The organism is Paraglaciecola sp. (assembly GCF_039964565.1).
Taxonomy (GTDB): Bacteria; Pseudomonadota; Gammaproteobacteria; order Enterobacterales; family Alteromonadaceae; genus Paraglaciecola.
The window spans coordinates 165,189-185,100 of the sequence record NZ_JBDVXF010000043.1 but is presented as its reverse complement, the minus strand read 5'-3'; the positions used below and the strand labels follow the sequence as shown (position 1 = coordinate 185,100).

Below are 19,912 nucleotides of genomic sequence, written 5' to 3'. Positions count from 1 at the left end.
GCGTATACCTCTAATTTTTATGAATATCCAGTGATATAGTGTTACTCAGACTCACAATAATGTATTGAAAGATCTAGAGGTTTGAAGGTGCCAAATAACAAAAAGGAAGGTCGTTATTTTGTTTTTATGCTTCGCCTGATAAACGCAATAGTGGTTAGTTTCTGTGTCTCTAGTACAGCCCAAACAGCAATTCATGTAGAACCATTAGCCCTTAACTCTTTTACCAGCCAATTTGATGCCTCACAGTTAAGTGCTCCTTATCTAGTAGAATTAGCTGCCATTTCTTCCCCTGCACTAAAAGCCCAAAGCCAGCAAAACTATGGCTGGGTGGAATCAACAGTCGTTGTATTATTTTTAGTAGTAGTACTTTTCTTAATTTTCTTATTTATACGTCATTATCGTAAACTTAAAACTGAAGTGATTGAAAGAAAGCGTGCAGAGACAGAGTTAGGTGACGTAAATTGGGAATTACAAAATATTTTTGACAATGCCCAAATTGGCATGCTGTTGCACCGAAAATTGGGTAAAATAGAGCGAAGCAATGACTGCTTAGCGACGTTACTAGGTTACGATACCTCGCAAGAGCTTCTTGGTATCGAAGTAAAAGACTTGTTTGCCAACCCTAATGAATTCGAACAACTAAGAATTGAATCAAAAGATTATTTAAGGCAAGGAAAGCACTTTAAGTCTCGACGTTTGCTCTGCACACGTAAAAAAAGCCATATTTGGTGTTCGTTATCGGGTAAAGCCCTAGACCCGATTTCCCCTCCAGATTTAGGCAAAGGCATACTGTGGATTGTTGACGATATAACGGCCCATCACAAAGTAGAAATAGAGCGGCAAAACCATATTCGTTTTCAGTCAGCATTAATTGATACCATCCCTAACCCCATTTTTATTAAAGATCCACAAGGTAAGTTTGTAGGTTGTAATATTGCCTACGAACGAGCCTATGGTATCAATAGAGACGATATCATTGGCAAGACAGTCATGGATTTAGTGTATCTTCCCCTTGAAAGCCGTAAAATTTATCATCAAGAAGATTCAACACTATTGGCCAAAGGCGGCTCACAACACCACGAGCTGGTGCAGCGGTTTGCCGATGGTAAAGATCACCATGTATTGTATTGGGTAAATACTTTTGACTTAAGTGATGGAACACGTGGTGGCCTATTAGGTGTAATAGTTGACATCACCGATTTAAAAGAAGCTCAAGCCAAAGCAGAGCTGGCAACCCAAGCTAAATCAGACTTTTTGGCCAATATGAGTCACGAAATTAGAACCCCGATGAATGCTATTTTAGGCATGTCTCATTTAGCTTTAAAGACCGATTTATCCCCTAAACAACGGGACTATCTAGTCAATATAGATACTTCGACCAAAGCGTTGCTCAGAGTCATCAACGACATCCTAGATTTCTCTAAAATTGAAGCGGGCAAACTAGACTTCGAAATAACCGAGTTTTCCATCGAAGACGTGTTACAAAATGTAGCGAATTTAGTGCAAATCCAGGTTGAGAAGAAACAACTAGAGCTAATACTTTATATCCACTCAGATGTTCCTCGCTTAGTAATGGGTGACCCTGTTCGCTTAGGACAAATTTTGTTAAACCTAATTAACAATGCAGTCAAATTTACTGAGTCGGGCGAGGTGTTGGTGCAAGTGCGCTGCGAAGAACAGTCTAATTCTTCAACCACCATAAGATTCAACATATTAGACACAGGGATAGGCTTAAGTGAGACTCACACTAAAAACCTCTTTCAATCATTTTCACAAGCAGATACTTCTACTACCAGAAAATATGGCGGTTCTGGATTAGGACTGGTTATCTGTAAACGGCTAACAGAGATGATGGACGGTGAAATAGGGGTAAATAGTATACTCGGCGAGGGCAGCCAATTTTGGTTCACCGCCAAATTTGATAATATTGAACAACCTGAATATTGGCGTATCCATTCCGAAGACTTTAACAACCTAAAAATATTAGTGGTTGATGACAACCTATCTTCTCGGCAAGTTTTAAGTAGTTTATTGACACAATATGGCTGCCAACCGACCCTAGTTGAAAGTGGCAAGCGAGCTATTAGCACTTTAAAAAATGCCACTTCTCCCTTCGACCTAATTTTAATGGACTGGCGAATGCCTGAATTAAACGGCATAGAAACCAGTCGTTTGATTCAGGAAGATCCCGATATCAAATTAATTCCTCGCATTATAATGGTCAATGCCTACAACACCCAAAATATTCAGAAGCAAAGTGAAGAAGTAGGGATTTCCAGTTTATTATCAAAACCAATCAGCTCTTCGACTTTGTTTGATTCAATCATATCCGTAATTAATCGAGAACAACATTCCTTTGAAATACATAAATCATCGTATATTCAACGCCAACTCGAGTTAAATAAAAATTATCTAGCGGGTAAACGAGTTTTGGTAGTAGAAGATAACTTGATTAATCAACAAGTGGCACAGGAGTTACTGCTGCAGGCTGGTATAATTGTGACGTTAGCCAATGATGGCGTACACGCGTTGGATGTATTACAAACACAACAATTTGATTGTGTGCTGATGGACATTCAAATGCCTAAAATGGATGGTTATGAAGCCACTCGACAAATTCGCAGTGTGAGTGAATTAAATAACTTACCAATAATAGCCATGACAGCTAACGCGATGAGTATGGAAAAAGAAAAATGTATCGCTACTGGGATGGACGGGCACATCAGTAAACCAATTAATACCTCAGAGTTTTTTAATACCTTAATTGATGTACTAACTGACAAGAGCAACCTTGTTGCCTCGCAATTAATCGTCGACGAGACGTTTTCTAAACGACCTGAGTTAACAGAACTAACTCGCTTTGATGTGGAAAATGCTTTGTTAAGAGTAGGCGGAAAATCAGAAACCTACTTGCAAATCCTATCTCAAGTTTTACAACATGAAGAGCAAACCGCAACAACACTTAAGCGAGCTCTTGAGGAAAACAATTGGCAGACAATAACATCGCAAATACACCAATTAAAAGGGACTTCAGGCAATATTGGAGCCACTGAACTATTCACTGCAACCCAAGAAGCAGAGCAGGCAATAGAGAATAACTTAGTGGCAGATGATAAAGTCAATGCTGTAATTGAATCGCTAATAACAACCCTAGCTATTATTCGTCGTGCTGTTGATAAAAATCCATTGAAACCAGAAATAATGGATATTGACGTAGAAGCGTTATTGGTGAAAATAAATGCTCAAATTGACAATTTTGACGTAGAAGCCCTAGATACTTGCCAGCAACTTCTTAAAAGTGTGAAGCTCACGTACCGAAATTCACTTAAACATTTGTATACTACGTTGCAAGATTATGATTACGAAAAAGCAAAAACAATTATTGACACGTTTTCAAGAGATTTTGTTGCCACTCAAAACCTAGGAAAGAAATAACAATGGATAGAAAAATTATTTTAGCAGTGGATGATACGCCAGGTAACATCAATGTAGTCAAAAGTGTCTTAAGCGAAAAGTACTCTATTATGGCAGCTATTAATGGGGCCCTTGCGTTAAAAATAGTCGAAAAACAACGGCCAGACCTTATCCTACTGGATATCATGATGCCTGAAATGGATGGCTACGAAGTCTGTCAAAAACTAAAAGCTAACCCGTCAACTCGAGATATTCCTATTATATTTCTCACCGCTAAATCTGAAATAAAAGATGAAGCTAAAGGTCTAGAGTTAGGTGCAATAGACTACATTACCAAACCATTTTCACCGGCTATTTTAGCTGGACGGGTAAAAAATCATTTAGCCTTAAAAGAAGCCCAAGAACAATTAGCCCAACAAAACTCTCAGTTAGAACAGAAAGTCGTTGAGCGCACCATGCAAATGGAAGAGCTTCAAGATGTCGCCATGGTTTCAATGGGTGCTCTTGCCGAATCACGGGATCCGGAAACAGGTAACCATATTCGAAGAACCCAATATTATGTGAAACTTATGGCAGAAGAATTAAGCAAGTTAGACAAATTCAAAGATTTTCTGACTCCCGAAAATATTACTATGCTGTACAAGTCCGCTCCCCTCCATGATATAGGTAAGGTAGGCATACCCGACAGTATTTTACTCAAACCAGGTAAATTAACAGAAGCCGAATTTGAAGTAATGAAGTTACATCCTACCTTTGGCCATGACGCCATTGAGTCAGCTATTCGCACAATGAATAGCAACAATAACTTTCTACGTTTTGCTAAAGAAATTGCTTATGGTCATCACGAGAAATGGGATGGTAGTGGCTATCCTCAAGGCTTGTCTGGTGATGACATTCCTGTGTCTTCACGACTAATGGCACTAGCCGATGTGTATGATGCTTTAATTAGTAAAAGGGTATACAAACCGGCCTTCCCTCACGAAAAAGCAGTGGCGATTATTGAACAAGGAAAAGGCAGCCACTTTGATCCTGAAATGGTTGAAGCTTTTTTACGCATACAAGAATCTTGTTATGCTACCGCACAAAAATATGCAGACGACTAATAAAGACTTCTTCAACTAGTGGAAAAATTGTAAACACCACCAATGGTTTTGACTAAAAAACGCCCGAGTTAGTTATCAGGTCGTGCTAAATTTTAGTTGTATTGGCTGCTGGACACTTCTTTAATCTCGAATTAAAAAGTACTCATGATGAAAAAAACTAGTTAGTGAGCGTGTATATTTGTCGTTCACCGAACGCGTTTTTCGTTTGATGATTTAAGATTCCCTCTTGATAACGTTATGTTATAACATTATCATCCACGTTTTATTTTTATCAAAAGTGGAAATTAAATTGGACGTCTCAGCACCTAACAAACAAAAGCCGATGATCGAGGCAAAAGATCTTTGTATTACGATTAATCAGAGTAATATTTTAAAATCTCTTAACTTCCAAGTAGCAGAAGGTGAAATATATGCCTTACTTGGTGGTAATGGTGCCGGCAAGTCCACTACTTTAAAAACCTTTTTAGGCTTTTTACAGCCCACCACTGGCCAAGCGATGGTCAATGACCGCGCAGTGCAAGATGACGTAAAAGCCGTACGTCAACACACCGCTTACTTGCCCGAATCAGCCACTTTGTATCAGCATTTAACGGCCCGCGAAAATATCCACTACTTCTTATCACTCGCCAACATCAGCAAAACCGATGACCAAGTGAATCAAGCCTTTGACCGCGTTGCCTTGCAACCGCAAGCACGAGAACGCCACATGAGCACCTATTCAAAAGGTATGCGCCAAAAAACGGCGATTGCCTTAGCTTTACTTCGTGAAGCACCGATATTTTTCTTAGATGAACCCACCTCGGGCTTAGATCCTGTGGCGATTGACGAATTTAATCAACTCGTCAGTGAACTGGCTGCCAATGGCTCGACTATTTTGATGGTCACCCACGATGTGTATGGTGCCTGCCAAGTGGCGAATCGTATTGGTTTACTCAGAGAAGGAGAATTAGTAGGCGAATTTTCTGCACAAGCAGGACAACAAATAGAAACAGAACTCGTCCACGCGGCCTTTACTCAAAAGGACACGGCATGAAATCGCAAATAATAGCCATAGCCAAAGATGAATGGCGATATTGGCTCAGGTCAAAACTGGCCTTAGCCGTATTAACTCTTGGAGTGCTTCTGACGGTTTCCTCGGTAATAGTCACCACAGTGAAAACCATGGAGCTCGATCATCAAAGAGCGGAGTTACAAAACCAAGCCGAGCAGACATTTACCGAGCAGCCTGACCGCCATCCACACCGCATGGTGCATTATGGGCACTACGCTTTTCGTACCCCATCACCTTTAAGCCGCTTAGATCCCGGTGTCGATGCCTTTACTGGAAACTCGATTTTTCTAGAAGGCCATAGACAAAATAGCGCCATGTTTGCCGACCAAAGACAAGGCACAGCACTGACTAAACTAGGTAGTTTAGATCCGGCATTTATCATTCAAATATTAATCCCTTTATTATTAATTTTGATTGGTTTTAGTTCTATCAGCCGCGAGCGAGAATCACAAACCCTGACTTTTATTTTGTCGCAAGGAGTGTCTATTTACACTGTGATAATCGGCAAATTAATGGCCATGCTTGCGGTAATTGGCTTGATTTTAGTACCCATACTGGTGTCTGCAGTGGTCACTGTGATCCAAGGTGAGTCCTTACTCACCGCTATGAGTTTTTTGTTCGGTTACTTTGCCTATCTAGTAGTGTGGATCATTTTGATTGTTCTATGTTCATGTGCCATGAGTAAAAACAGTGAGAGCTTTGGCGTATTAATGTTTGTGTGGATTTTGTTTTGTATCATAGTGCCAAGAGTAGCCAGTACCACAGCTGCCATTTCTGTGCCATCAGCAGGTAAACTCGAAAGCGACTTTGAGGTGATCGCCCAATTACGCAAATTAGGCGACGGCCATAACGCAGCCGATCCGGCGTTCGCCAAACTAAAAGCCAATTTATTGGCCCAATACAATGTGGACTCAATCGAAGAGTTGCCAGTTAACTTTCGCGGTACTGTCGCAAAAAATTCGGAAGCCGAATTAACCAACGTTTTAAATAAATTTGCCGAACAGCGCATGTCCGAAGAGCTGGCGCAAAGCCAAGTCGCTCGGCAGTTTGGTTGGTTGTCGCCGGTGGTAGCTATCCGCACCTTATCTATGATTTTAGCCGGTACCAGTATTGAAACTCACCATCGCTTCTTACGAGAAACCGAAGCACTGCGATTCGAATTTGTTCAGGCTTTAAATCAAGTGCACATAGACAAACTCAGTTACCAAGACGATATGAATCGTAATGTGGATAAAGAAGCCTCAAATCAAGCCCGAGTGAGTGCGCAAAACTGGCAAGTGTTACAAGACTTCAACTTTACAGCCGATGCCCCAGCCAAACGTTTGCAATATAGCTTTTGGGCATTTATGCAATTATTTATGTGGATAGCCGCGTTACTGATATTAGCCGTATTTATAGGGAGACGCGCGCAATGAGCAGTTTAATCAAATCATTAAGACGCGAGTGGGCCTTTATGTGCCGCCAGCGTTATATTTTGCTGCTTTTACTTTGCAGTATAGTGGTGTCTGGGTTTGCCGTGGTCAGCGGCATTAACGAGGTCAATGAGCAACATGCCACAATCGAACGCTTAAAAGTTGCTGATGAAATTGACCGACAAGATGCACAACACAAACATGACGATTTTGGCATGTTGGCCTATTACACCTTTCATCTAACTTACCTGCCACCTAGTAATTTAGCCTTTGCTGCTTTAGGTGAACGTGATGTTTTCCCGTGGAAACATCGAGTCAGAATGTTAGCCCTAGAAGGACAAATTTATGAAAGTGATACGTCCAATGCTGAGCTGGCGCAAATAGGTAAATTTGACTTTGTATTTGTGATCAGTGCGTTAGCGCCGTTGTTTATCATTTTGCTGTTTCATGACTTATTTGCCAACGAGCGAGCCAACGGCCGTTTTGATTTACTGGTTACCACTGCACATTCACCGATCAGCTTGTGGGGTGCTCGTAGCATAGTGCGATTTGGTTCACTATTTGTAGGCTTGTTACTCCCCTTTTGGATAGGCGCGAACATTAGTGGCACAGCTGCTACCGATGTATTTATCGTTACTTTTGCCTGCTTTGTGTACTTAGTATTGTGGACACTATTGAGCATTTGGTGGGGCCGAAATGCCACTAACAGCCCTTGGGTAGCATCGGGATTAATGGGTGTATGGGTGTTATTTGCTTTTATTATTCCAATTTTAGGCGACTTAGCGATTAACCAAAGCACTCATGCGCCTAAAGGTGGTGACATAGTGATGGTGCAACGAGAAGCGGTGAACGATGCTTGGGACTTACCAGTCACCACCACTATGGACGCTTTTGTCGCCACTCATCCACAATGGCAAGATTACACCGAAACAAACAGTATGTTCGAATGGAAGTGGTACTACGCCTTTCAACAGGTAGGCGACCAAAAGGCAGCGCCTTTAGCCCAAGCTTATCAACAAGCGGCAAAAAATAAATATGATTTGGCTGGTTTTGTATCCTTGCTATCACCCCCTCTTTTATTACAAAGAGTGTTAACTCGTGCGGCAAATACCGACGCGCTCGCAGCTTTCGAATACGAAACACAAATACGCAAATTCCATGAACAACTCAGGCATTTTTATTATCCACCGTTGTTTAAAATGCATGAACTTGAGGCTAGTCAAAGTGGTGATAAGGAATTAAAACAAAGGCTTTTAGACACTATGCCTAAGTTTGAAGATGTCATGCAAGGTCAAGTATCCAAAACCGACACAGTTAGCAATACCAATTAACTCGAGTTCAAACAAAGTTATACAATAAGGTAACACCATGAAAATCAATAAAAATGGGCTCAAATTACGCTACTTAAGCCTATGTTTAGCAGGCCTAAATATGGCTCATGCCAATGCCGAGCAACAAACGGAAACAGCCAATATAGATGCCATCGAAAAAGTCACAGTAATGGGTGCTCGTCAAGCCTATCAAGGAGATTTCACCCCATTAGAAACCCCACAGTCTGAATTAAGGATCAATTCGCTAGTGCTTGAAAATGCCGGTGCCTTCGACCTAAACCAAGCCTTAGACTTGTCGGCCTCTGTAGCACGTCAAAATAATTTTGGAGGCTTATGGAATAGCTTTGCTGTGCGTGGTTTTGTGGGCGATGAAAACTTGCCTAGTAACTACCTAGTGAACGGCTTTAATGCTGGACGTGGATTTGGCGGCTCTCGTGACTTGTCTGGGGTCGAATCTGTTGAGGTTTTAAAAGGCCCACGTGCTGCTTTATTTGGCCGCGGCGAACCTGGTGGTACTATCAACCTAGTCACCAAGAGCGCCAACTTTAACGAAAAAACTGAGATTAATTTATCAGCGGGTAGCTTCAGTACCGCTCGAGCCGACCTAGATATCAACAAGGTGCTGTCTGATGATGTGGCGATTAGATTGGTTGGCTTTTATGAAGACGCCGAAAGCTTTCGCGACACAGTTGAAACTACAAAACAAGGTTTTAGCCCCTCTGTTCTTTGGTCAATCAATGATGACAGTCATCTGACTTATGAGCTTGAATATAGCCATCAAGAAACTCCCTTTGACCGTGGCGTGATTGCTGTTAACGGAGAGCTTGGTGTGATTCCAGAAAGTCGTTTTCTCGGTGAGCCAGATTATGGCCAAATAGAAACCGACGTGCTTGGCCACCAAGTGGAATATCATCAAGATTTAAACGACGACTGGAGTGCATTACTTGGCTTTAATTATCGTGATACCTCGCTCGAGGGATTAGCCTCTGAAAACGGTTTTTCAGCACCTGACGATGAAGGTAATTTTGGTCGCTTTAGCCGTTATCGCGACTACAATGCGGTCTATCAAGTATTGCGCGCTGAATTAAACGGAAATTTTGATACCGGAGGATTAAGCCACAAGCTTATTATTGGTATAGATGCCGATAAATTCGAGAATGATCAGTTTGCTCTTCGAGACAGGTCAACTGACCAAAGCATTAACATCTATGACCCAGTTTACGGCCAATACCCTGAATCATCGCTAGCCTTGGCAAGTAATATTGATCGCGTTGAAACCCAAGAGAGTATGGGTTTGTACATCCAAGATCAGATTAGCTTAACCGATAAACTAGATATTCGTATTGGTGCTCGCTTTGATGACTACCAACAAGAACTGGTTAATCGCCTTGCAGATAGTACCTTCGAGTATTCAGAATCAAAAGTTACCCCACAATTAGGTGTGGTTTATAAAGCCTCAGACGCGTTATCTTTTTATGCCACTTATGGTGAAAACTTTCGCCCTCTTTCTGGGGCAACAGATGAGAACGGTTTAGATCCTAATTTGTCAGAATCCTCAGAGTTAGGTGTTAAGTTTTCACTAAATGACGGCGCTCTGTCAGGTACATTCGCAGTGTTTGATGTGAAACAATCTAACATCGCCACCTTCGATGCTGACTTTAACGCCACCGCCATTGGTGAAGCGGCCAGTAAAGGTGTAGAGCTCGACTTAACAGGCAATATTACTGAGTCTTTAATCCTATGGCTTTCTTATTCTTATATTGATGCAGAAACCAAAAATGACTATACCGATTTTATTTCTTATAACTTTGTACCTGCCGGTTCTGAGCTGCTGAATATTGCTGAAAATCAATTAAGCCTGCAACTGGTTCAGCAAACCGAGCTTGCTGATAAAGCTCTAGATTTAATCGCGGGCGTTGTTTATGTAGGTGAAAGAAGTGGCGAGTTTGGTCAACCAAGTTTTAAATTGCCTGAATATACTACGGTACGTATCGCATCTAGTTATGCGGTGACTGACGCTCTCACTGTACGAGCTGAAGTGAACAATCTGTTTGATGAAGAGTATTACACTAACTCCTATGCAAGCGTTTGGGTCCAGCCTGGTACACCAAGAAGTGTCAGAGTTTCCGCCAACTATACATTTTAAATCTATAACTAAAAAAGCTCGTAGGTTTATATACCTGCGAGCTTTTTTCTAAAATTAAAATTGAATCTATATCAAGTTATTCACAGCACATACAACATCCAATAGGCTGAAGCTGCAAAAAAATAAATAAAACACTATCCACTCACTATTGTGAATCACAATATTCTTTTAGCTTAGCGTCGGCCTGCTCTGCAAACAGGATTTCGCAGGCTTCCTTAATACCTTTTGTGTTGACAATATCTTGTTTTCTTAACACCATTTCTATTTTCGAACGCCTGCGTAAAAAATCCTCTAGTTTGGTTATCATCTCTCGTTTCGCTGCGTAGTGTAGCTCTGCTCGGATGTATTCTGCGTTTTCAAGCAGTTGTTCGGCTTGACTTGGATCTCTTTGAATTTCATCTAAAATCTGCAACGCGTGCATGTCATATCTGCGCCATAATCTGGTACTTAGTTTCTCAGAAGAATATGCCGGAGTTAGGGTGTCTAAATCCATTAAGTCAGCTCGATGTTCAAATTCTGCTTTCACTTTATTATCGGACTCCCCGTACCAAATACTTGAACGATGCGGTAATGCGATACCCAGATTTTCAATAATCTCGCAAATTTCCTCCCCAACGTTTAAACAATCGGTTAATTTTCCCCCAAATATACTTAAGTACTTATCATCAGTATTAGTATCAATCGCATGTTTACGAGATAACGCGACCCAATCTGGATTGCCATTGCTGTCTTTAACCGCCAGCGGTCGTACTCCGCAACGTTCTGAAATAATATCCTCTGCAGTCAACGGAGTGTCCAAATCAAGCAAAACGTTGACGTTATTAAGAATAAACTCTCGATCCGCAGATGTGACAGTACAATCAGGTTCATCGACTTTCTCATCTGTCGTTCCTATACAAGTTTTTTGTCCCATAGGGATCACAAAGAACAAACGCCCATCGGAGGCAAAAAACGCCAGAACTTTGTCCACTTTAGTAAGCTTATTAACTATTAGATGAATTCCTTTCGAGAACACATGCTGGTGCTGGGTTGTTTGCTGGACTTTATGATTCAGCTCATCCACATAGGGTCCGCAAGCATTAATAATTGCCTTTGAGCGAATAGTAAATGTCTTACCTGTGATATTGTCTTTAGCTTCAACTAACCAAGAACTTCCTTGTCTTACACAATTTGTGGCCAACACGTAGTTAGCAACATAGGCATTATTATCCATGGCTGTGCGCAAGAAATTGAAAACAAATCGTGCATCATTGTCATGCAGGTAAGCATCCGAGTATTCAAATCCCCCCTGAGCGTTAGCAATGTTAATCGCGGGCTCAGAAGCTTTGATTTGCTTGGAGGTCAAAAAAGTTGGGGCCTTTGTGAAAAACCGCCCCATAAACCAATAAACCAAAGTACCGATAAAAACGAACCAAGCAGGAAAGCGAAAGCCCCGTTGAAGCGTGGTTAAAAATCGAATCTCTTGAACAGTAGAAGGATAACTTCGCATCAAATGATTACGACTTTTACACAGCTTGTTTACCAGTAAATATTCGTGATTCTCCAAATATTTAATGCCTCCCCAAGCAAGATTAGAGGAATTAGATGACGTTTTCCCAGCAAAATCCCCTGCATCAATCAATCCTACTTTTGCTCCTTTTCGTGACAATGCTGCGGCTGAAACGGCGCCATTTATACCACCACCGATGATTAACACATCGAGTTCTCGCTGAATTAACTTTTTGAGATTGCTTTGACGAAGATGCATCTTAACTCCCACCTCTATTTATCATATAAATACTATAAGACATGAATATTAACTCTTCAATGACTATTATTTATTCGATTGACATAAAATGGATAAACGCCTTACCGCCATGAATATTTAGCTTACTAACAAGTTCAAGATTTGAAAAACCTGAAAACTGAAATCATCAACAAACACTCTAAATCAGTCTATTTACCGGTTTTTTTTCTAGCGAAAACGAACATATTTATTCGGAAGACCCAGCCCATTTATCCCATAGAAGATAGTCACTTTGATAAGCCACATTATTCGCAGGCAGATAAACATCACTAAAGTGATATTTATCATATTATATTAACAATAATAATTAAAACGGTTAAAAATTTAAACAAAGATCAGAATAACACATATTTATCAAACACTTAAATTAATACCAACATAACATCCTTGCAACCTGAAGCACAAAAAAATGTAATTTACAGCCTTTGTTGTTAATTTTTTGTTTATTTTAGGTTGATCATCTTACTATTTTGAATCTATTATATGATAAATAGGCTTAATGCCCTATTTATGACAAATGACTCGGCGCATAAACACATACTGCAAATAAATAGTTAATTATTTAATTTGTAAAACTTGAATCGCGCCTGTACACACACGAGAGGGCAAGACATGAGCACACATTCCTTTAAAAATATAGGCAAATATTCAGCAGTAGCTTCAGCCGTGATCGGCGCGTTAATTTCGTCTCATTCGGTTGTAGCGCAACAAGCAGGCGCAAATGAAGATAATATCGAGGTAATTTCAGTAAGTGGTTATCGCAGTAGTTTAAAAGCTTCAATGGACGATAAGAAAAACGCTAGCGTAGTGTCAGACGGCATTAAAGCTGAAGACATAGGGAAGTTTCCAGACTTAAATGTTGCAGAGTCTTTGCAACGAATTACCGGTGTATCGATAGATCGAAATGGCGGTGAAGGACAAGCAGTAACTATTCGAGGGTTTGGTCCTCAGTTCAACACTGTCTTGGTCAATGGACGTCAAATGTCTTCAGAAACGGGAGGCCGCGAGTTTGCATTTGATTCAGTGTCAGCTAACCAAATCGTCGGTGCCGACGTATATAAAACCACAACATCTAATATGCAGGAAGGTGGTATAGGCGGCACTATTAATCTCATCACCGCTCGCCCATTTGATTATGATGGCTTTACCGCGTCAGTTTCAGCAAAGGGAATGTATGAAAGCCTCTCTGAAGAAACCTCGCCTTCCATTTCAGGTTTAGTATCCAACACTTTCAATGATGGCACCATGGGTGTGTTATTTTCGGTTAGCCATGAAAAACGAGATGTTCAAATAAATAGCATACAAACAGCAGGATGGAGACCAGGTCAAACAATCTCTAACTCACGTGATGGAGTGTTATTTACCAACGCATATATCCCAAGAAATTGGGATCAAGTAATAGACAACCAAGAACGAACTAGAACAAACGCGAATCTGGTTTTGCAATATGCGCCGTCAGAAGATATTACTATTACCCTAGATGGCATGGTATCTAAGTTTGAAGTTGACTCTTTGGTTACCGATTTAGCATCATGGTTTGAGCCTGACCGTGTCGGTTCTGCCACTATCGACCAAGCAACTGGAACACTAACAAGCTTTTCTCAAGATGTCGGGTTATTTGTCAGTTCTGGTAACCCAGCGACTGATTTGGTTTCTCACACCCGTAACTCTCGTGATATTAACAATAGTGCCTTCGGCCTTAACGTTGATTGGTTAATCAACGATGCTCTTTCGGTTGAATTTGACGCCTCTCGTTCGACCGCAGAAAACGACCGAGCCGGTAAAGACCGTTTTAATGTCATTGGTATCATCAACAATTATACCTTCGATGGCACTGGTGCAACACCAACAGTACAGCACGATGGATTCCAAAACGGTAACTTGCCAGATGCTAACCTAGCTAGACTGCACTACAACGAAAAAGGTAACCAACCAAGTTTTGAAGATACCATCACTGAATTGAAAGCCGACTTTACCTATGAATCTGGAGGAGATGTTTTCACTGGCGCTAATTTTGGTGCTTACTATCAAGATCGCGAAAAGAAAAACTTCCAAATTTTTGCCAGTCAATGTGCTTTTTGTGGTTACAACGACGCTGCGCCATTGGATCGTGTTGATTTTCGTCCGTACACGGCAAACAATTTCTTTACCGGTTTGATTGATACTTTTTATACCTATGATGGCGACGCATATATAGACTATTTGGCAGAAACGGGCAACCCCATTACGCCAGAGCTTTTGAACAATCGTTATACCATTAATGAAGAAATTTCGTCTCTGTACCTTAGCTTTGACTTTAATAGCGACATAGATGACATGCCGGTTTACATCAATATTGGAGCGCGCTATTCAACCACTAATGTTGACGTAGAAGCCGTTCAAAGCTTTATCGCTGATGTTGTACCAACAAGCGACCAAACCTTGTTTTCTAACGTTTTTGGACCTGCAACAGATATTGTGGAAGGTGGTTCATATTCGAGTTTGCTACCTAATATAAATATCAAATTGGAAATACAAGATGACATGGTTCTTCGTTTTGCGGCCTACGATTCTTTAACTCGTCCAACAATGAGTGACTTGTCGCCAGCAACAAATTTTGGTGAACCCCGACGTCAAAACCTAACTGCAAGCGGTGGCAATCCAGCACTTAAACCATTTAGGTCAACCAATTGGGATATCTCATACGAGTGGTATTACGCCGACACTAGCTTATTTTCGTTCGCGCTATTCAGTAAAGAAGTGGAAAATTTCATTACCACTTTGACAGGAGAAGAAACCTTTACCCTGGAAAATCGTGCCGATCAGCCTGACTTTTTGTGCGCAGATCAAGCATGTTCAAATCTAGACGTAAATGATCCTATCACGGCGCAAGAGTTATACGGATTACAAGAAGCGTATTTGGTGAGCCGTCCGCAAAATGGTGAATCTGCTCGCGTTACAGGTTTCGAAGTAGCCTTGACCCACGTGTTCGAAAATGGCTTCGGTATAACAGCCAATGCAACTGTGGTAGACAGTTCGGTTGAATTAGGTAGCGATACCTCAACTGCATTTGCGTTAGAAGGCCTGGGAGATTCCCAAAACTTGGTATTGTTTTATGAGCAAGACAATTGGCAGGCTCGGGTGGCTTACAATAATCGAGAAAGCTTCCTACGTAATATAGATAACGGTTTCAATGGAGAGCCCGTTAATACCGAAACTTTCGGTCAAATCGACATCAGTGCAAGTTATGACATTAGCGAAACAATGACGGTGTTTTTTGAAGGTATTAACATTACTGAAGAAGAGCTAGTGCAAACTGGACGTTTTGCTAATCAGATATATTCTATTGAAGATAATGGTTCACGCTATGCGGTTGGCATACGTGCAACCTTTTAAGTAAAGAGTCCTGTTAAAGTGATGGTGGTTTGTTTACACCATCACTTTTTTTACTTTAAGGAGCAACCTAAATTGTTTTAGTGAATGTATATTATGTGTAAAAACCAATTTGTATTTTTGAAATCGACCTAAGGCAACGCTAATTATGACTGATCACGTAAGAAAAATAGCCATAGTTGGCGGTGGAACGGCTGGATGGTTAGCTGCAGCTATCATTGCTTCGAAACACAAAAAAGCAATCACAGAAGGACAAATACAAATCAGCTTGGTGGAAGCGTCAGATATACCCACTGTTGGTGTAGGTGAAGGGACTTGGCCTACGATGAAAAATACACTTAAAGACATCGGGATTAAAGAAAGCGACTTTTTTGCTCACTGCAATGCCACATTTAAACAAGGTGGTAAGTTTGTCAATTGGGTAAAACAACAAGATGATTTTTACTATCATCCTTTTACAGTGCCACTTGGTTACGGACGCATCGATCTCGCACCTTACGTTGATCGCATCGAAAATTTCGCGATAGAGGCGAATTATCAACATCACCTGTGCGAAGCAAACTTAGCGCCAAGAAGCATAAGCGAAGGAGAATATTCGGGCCAGTGTAACTATGCCTATCACTTTGATGCTGGCGCATTCGCGGATTTACTGAAGCAACATTGTCGCAACACTTTAGGTGTTAAACACATTATTGGCACAGTTAAACAAGTCAAATTAAATGAAAACCAAGATATTGGCAGTATTATCTTAGAGGACCAGCAAGAACTAGCAGCAGATTTATTCATTGACTGTACTGGGTTTAGTTCATTATTGCTGGGACAAGCTTTAGGAGTCGACTTTATAAGTAAAGAAGAATACTTATTTAACGACACAGCTCTTGCATTACACGTACCTTACCCAAGTGAAGATGCCCCTATCCCATCACACACAATTGCAACTGGTCAAAATGCGGGGTGGATTTGGGATATTGGTTTAGTCACTCGGCGAGGGGTGGGTCATGTTTATTCTAGTCAGTTTTTATCTGATGATGAAGCACTGCATAATTTGAAAACCTACCTGGGTCCGCAAGCGAAAAACATTGAGCCGAGAAAAATTTCGTTTAAATGTGGACATAGAGCGAAGTTTTGGCACCGTAACTGCGTTGCTATAGGTATGTCAGCGGGGTTTGTAGAGCCTCTCGAAGCCACTGCAATTATGCTAATTGAAATTTCATCGCGGTTTGTGGCTCAAAATTTACCACCACAACGTAAAAACATGACGACTATTGCCAAGCGTTTTAATCAACAAATGGACTACAAATGGTCAAGAATCATCGACTTTTTAAAATTACATTACACCTTAACAAAACGGCCCGAGCCTTATTGGCAGGCTCATTCTAAGAGTGAAACTATACCTGAGTCTCTAAAAGAAGATTTGTCGGTGTGGGCCTATCGTGGCCCAATACATGCTGATTTTGAAAGTGCGATCGAACTATTTCCAGCAGCCAGTTATCAATACGTAATCTATGGCATGGGTTTTAAACCTGATTTCACCCAGCAACACTACCTCTATGACCAAGGCCAACAAGCACAAGTAATCAAGCAGCGAAACCAACAACTCACTCAACAAATGTTGCAGTCTTTACCAGACCATCGAACATTTATTAATACATGGTTAAATACCACGAGCGCAGGTCAACAACTACCCCAAGGAATATAGCAGCATGCCACTATTAACTGAGCTTAGCAGTCAAAATCACCACAATTTAAAAATAATTCCCAGTGGCGTAATTGAGCACGCAGCAAAGCAGCACCTGCTTCAGTTGCGAGCCTCTGAAATTGCCAACGCTGCCTGCTCGTTTCCGGTATTTTTAAGTCGTAACAATGTTAACGGCGCTTGGGCGTTTTCAGCCATGTGTGGCATTGAACTTCAACACAACTTATTTGTAATAGATGGGCATTGGCAATCAGTGTTCCAACCTTTGAGTGTACAAACCTACCCCTTCTATCTAATGCAATTAGAAAATCAAGAAAAACAATATGGGGTTGGCTTTGATGCACAAAGCGTTGCTTTATCGGAGCAACAAGGTGAAGCTTTATTTAACGCAGACAAACAAGCTAGCCCGCATTTATCTAAAGTAACTCAAGCGCTAGACAGCGAAATAAACAGTCTGTCGCAAACCCATCAATTAACCCAAACACTTGAACAGCTTAGTCTGATCAAAGCCTTAGATTTACATATTGTTTATGGCAACGGTCAAACCAACAAAATTACAGGACTTCATACTATTGACGAAGACCGCTTGAGAAGTCTCCCGGGCGATACTTTAGTAAATTTGAATGACGCAGGTTACCTGACGCCTATTCACGCTATGTTGATGTCTATTTATCAGCTCAACTCTCTAATCAATAGACATAATGCATTGCCTGGCAAGGCCTCAATTAGCACTATAAAAATGGAAGTAAGCAAGCCCAACACACTTGCATAACTCACCTAAAACTTTGATAAGTAGAACAATATGAACGCAGACTTTACACAGATATCTATCTTTTTATTGGTTACAGCCGCAATAGGTTTTTTGACCTATTTGCAATGCAAAGGCAAAGGACACACCAAAACCGATCAAACCAAAGAATACTTCTTAGCAGGTGGAGGATTGGCTTGGTATTACGTTGCCGGTTCCATTACCTTAACGAATTTAAGTACTGACCAACTTGTTGGTATGAACGGTAATCAAATGGCCTTATTGGCCCTGTGGGAATTTTCTGCCGTTATTGGGTTGTTTATACTGGCCAAAGTATTTTTGCCTATTTACTACCAATACAATTGTACTACTACAACTGAATTACTCGAAAAACGTTACCACAATAAACATATACGCGCGGTAATTAGCCTTTTGTTTTTTCTCGGCTCAGCCTTGATTTTTTGTCCTGCGGTTATCTATAGCGGCTCTTTATTTATGCAAAACATGTTTAACATAGATATCCCAATAATGTATATCGCTAGTGTATTCGCGATAGTAGGCGCTTTGTACGCGATTTTTGGTGGCTTGCGAGCGGTCGCAGTTTCAGATACTTATTCTGGAGTGATTCTTCTTATCATGGCGGTAGTGGTGGTATTTTTAGCATTAAACGCCATTGACTATAACTTTGAAGGGATCCCCAAAGAGCGTCTCACTTTAATTGGTGACAATGATTCACCCATCCCATGGCATACCCTTTTTACCGGCATGATTTTTATACAAATGTTTTATTGGGGTACCAATCAAGTTATTACACAACGAGCCATGGCAGCGCCCAATATAAAAGAAGCACAAAAGGGTGTCTTTGCCGCAGCTGGAATAAGACTATTAATTGTCCCTACTATTATCGTGGTACCAGGTATTGTGTCTTTCAAATTATATGGCGATATCGGTGATGCAGCCTATGGGACTATTGTGGGCGATTTGTTACCCAATTACTTAAGTGGTGTATTTGCTGCTGCTATGGCAGCCGCAGTGTTGACAACATTCAACAGTAATCTAAATTCAGCAACTGCCCTGTATGTTTGCGATATCCACGAGGCGTATTTTAATAAAAAACCGAACGTGCAGAAACTATCGGGTTTTGTGACAATTTTGATCACTTTGTTATCGTTAGCTTTAGTATTAGTTTACCGAGAAGCCGATAGCATCATCAATCTCATCCAGCAACTTTACGGACTTTTGAGTATGCCAATTTTATCGGTGTTTATTTTAGGTCTGGTATTTAAAAATGTGCATGCAGGTGCCGGCCTATTTTCGGTCATTTTTGGTGTAACTTTATACGCTCTACTTTCATTTGAATTTTCTCCGTTTTTTGCCCCCTTTGATTTGCATTACATCCATTTGATGTTTGTTACTCTGATTAGCTGCATTATTTTGTCTTTATTGCTCAACTGGGTAGTTTATAAGCAAAAACCTCAGTTCCAATGGGTTAACAGCTGAGTATCAATAACACTGATGTCTAATGAGGCGGGCTGTGTAGCATCAGTAAACAGCGCGCCTCATTGATCTACAAGTGTTGAAATTATTTGATGAAAGTTAGCGCTTTAATATGGCTCTAATAATGGAAAATCTAAAATATATCTCGCAATAAATCACAGAAGATTGACCTGTTCTAGTAACGTGAATGATTTGCTCAACTGTGAAGTATGACTCCTTTTAAAGCACACTCTAGCAGCTGGAAAAATCGTATTATTACAGCGAAAACTCACCGTAATCTTACATTTAACATATTTATATGATTTATTTACATTCTTAGGTATTCAAACTAAAATACCTATAGTTTATTAACACAG

11 protein-coding genes are annotated in these 19,912 nt (G+C 40.7%); 10 read left to right on the top strand and 1 reads right to left on the bottom strand.

Translation table 11 applies throughout. The features are described 5' to 3' along the window. The first annotated feature begins 87 nt into the window (after positions 1 to 87). From ABJK37_RS19110 to ABJK37_RS19085, 6 genes are all read left to right on the top strand, one after another. The gene (locus ABJK37_RS19110; protein ID WP_348357219.1) at positions 88 to 3,435 is read left to right on the top strand and encodes a response regulator; all 3,348 of its coding nucleotides are present in this window, start codon (positions 88 to 90) and stop codon (positions 3,433 to 3,435) included. Positions 3,436 to 3,437: 2 nt separating this feature from the next. Next, a complete protein-coding gene (locus ABJK37_RS19105; protein WP_348357217.1) occupies positions 3,438 to 4,517 on the top strand; it encodes a two-component system response regulator in 1,080 nt (359 codons plus the stop codon). 322 nt (positions 4,518 to 4,839) lie between these two features. Next, positions 4,840 to 5,550 carry an ABC transporter ATP-binding protein gene (locus tag ABJK37_RS19100; RefSeq protein WP_348357421.1) on the top strand — a complete coding sequence of 237 codons (711 nt, stop codon included), beginning with the start codon at positions 4,840 to 4,842 and terminating at the stop codon, positions 5,548 to 5,550. Then, complete coding sequence (locus tag ABJK37_RS19095; RefSeq protein WP_348357215.1) at positions 5,547 to 6,983, top strand: DUF3526 domain-containing protein; 1,437 nt, start codon at positions 5,547 to 5,549, stop codon at positions 6,981 to 6,983. Before ABJK37_RS19100 ends, ABJK37_RS19095 begins: the two co-directional genes overlap by 4 nt. Further along, the gene (locus tag ABJK37_RS19090) at positions 6,980 to 8,311 is read left to right on the top strand and encodes a DUF3526 domain-containing protein (protein WP_348357213.1); all 1,332 of its coding nucleotides are present in this window, start codon (positions 6,980 to 6,982) and stop codon (positions 8,309 to 8,311) included. Before ABJK37_RS19095 ends, ABJK37_RS19090 begins: the two co-directional genes overlap by 4 nt. A 37-nt stretch (positions 8,312 to 8,348) precedes the next feature. Further along, on the top strand, positions 8,349 to 10,457 hold the full coding sequence (locus tag ABJK37_RS19085) for a TonB-dependent siderophore receptor (RefSeq protein WP_348357211.1): 2,109 nt from the start codon (positions 8,349 to 8,351) through the stop codon (positions 10,455 to 10,457). A 145-nt stretch (positions 10,458 to 10,602) separates the two neighbouring features. Here ABJK37_RS19085 and ABJK37_RS19080 read toward each other — a convergent pair whose 3' ends face one another. Continuing rightward, entirely contained in the window at positions 10,603 to 12,204 is a 1,602-nt protein-coding gene (locus ABJK37_RS19080; protein WP_348357209.1) for a glycerol-3-phosphate dehydrogenase/oxidase, read from the bottom strand. A gap of 651 nt (positions 12,205 to 12,855) precedes the next feature. On the opposite strand from ABJK37_RS19080, the gene ABJK37_RS19075 reads away from it, so the two are divergent. The 4 genes from ABJK37_RS19075 (at position 12,856) to ABJK37_RS19060 (ending at position 19,559) form a co-directional block, all read left to right on the top strand. Next, on the top strand, positions 12,856 to 15,618 hold the full coding sequence (locus ABJK37_RS19075) for a TonB-dependent receptor (protein WP_348357207.1): 2,763 nt from the start codon (positions 12,856 to 12,858) through the stop codon (positions 15,616 to 15,618). Positions 15,619 to 15,763: 145 nt separating this feature from the next. Next, the gene (locus ABJK37_RS19070) at positions 15,764 to 17,314 is read left to right on the top strand and encodes a tryptophan halogenase family protein (protein ID WP_348357205.1); all 1,551 of its coding nucleotides are present in this window, start codon (positions 15,764 to 15,766) and stop codon (positions 17,312 to 17,314) included. A gap of 4 nt (positions 17,315 to 17,318) precedes the next feature. After that, positions 17,319 to 18,083 carry a SapC family protein gene (locus ABJK37_RS19065; protein WP_348357203.1) on the top strand — a complete coding sequence of 255 codons (765 nt, stop codon included), beginning with the start codon at positions 17,319 to 17,321 and terminating at the stop codon, positions 18,081 to 18,083. 30 nt (positions 18,084 to 18,113) lie between these two features. Further along, positions 18,114 to 19,559, top strand: coding sequence for an SLC5 family protein (locus ABJK37_RS19060; RefSeq protein ID WP_348357201.1), 1,446 nt, complete (start codon positions 18,114 to 18,116; stop codon positions 19,557 to 19,559). Positions 19,560 to 19,912: the final 353 nt, after the last annotated feature.

Coding starts and splice junctions, on each gene's coding strand:
- ABJK37_RS19100 (WP_348357421.1), top strand. CDS start 4,840: ATGATCGAGGCAAAAGATCTTTGTATTACGATTAATCAGAGTAATATT.
- ABJK37_RS19085 (WP_348357211.1), top strand. CDS start 8,349: ATGAAAATCAATAAAAATGGGCTCAAATTACGCTACTTAAGCCTATGT.
- ABJK37_RS19095 (WP_348357215.1), top strand. CDS start 5,547: ATGAAATCGCAAATAATAGCCATAGCCAAAGATGAATGGCGATATTGG.
- ABJK37_RS19065 (WP_348357203.1), top strand. CDS start 17,319: ATGCCACTATTAACTGAGCTTAGCAGTCAAAATCACCACAATTTAAAA.
- ABJK37_RS19090 (WP_348357213.1), top strand. CDS start 6,980: ATGAGCAGTTTAATCAAATCATTAAGACGCGAGTGGGCCTTTATGTGC.
- ABJK37_RS19060 (WP_348357201.1), top strand. CDS start 18,114: ATGAACGCAGACTTTACACAGATATCTATCTTTTTATTGGTTACAGCC.
- ABJK37_RS19080 (WP_348357209.1), bottom strand. CDS start 12,204: ATGCATCTTCGTCAAAGCAATCTCAAAAAGTTAATTCAGCGAGAACTC.
- ABJK37_RS19105 (WP_348357217.1), top strand. CDS start 3,438: ATGGATAGAAAAATTATTTTAGCAGTGGATGATACGCCAGGTAACATC.
- ABJK37_RS19075 (WP_348357207.1), top strand. CDS start 12,856: ATGAGCACACATTCCTTTAAAAATATAGGCAAATATTCAGCAGTAGCT.
- ABJK37_RS19070 (WP_348357205.1), top strand. CDS start 15,764: ATGACTGATCACGTAAGAAAAATAGCCATAGTTGGCGGTGGAACGGCT.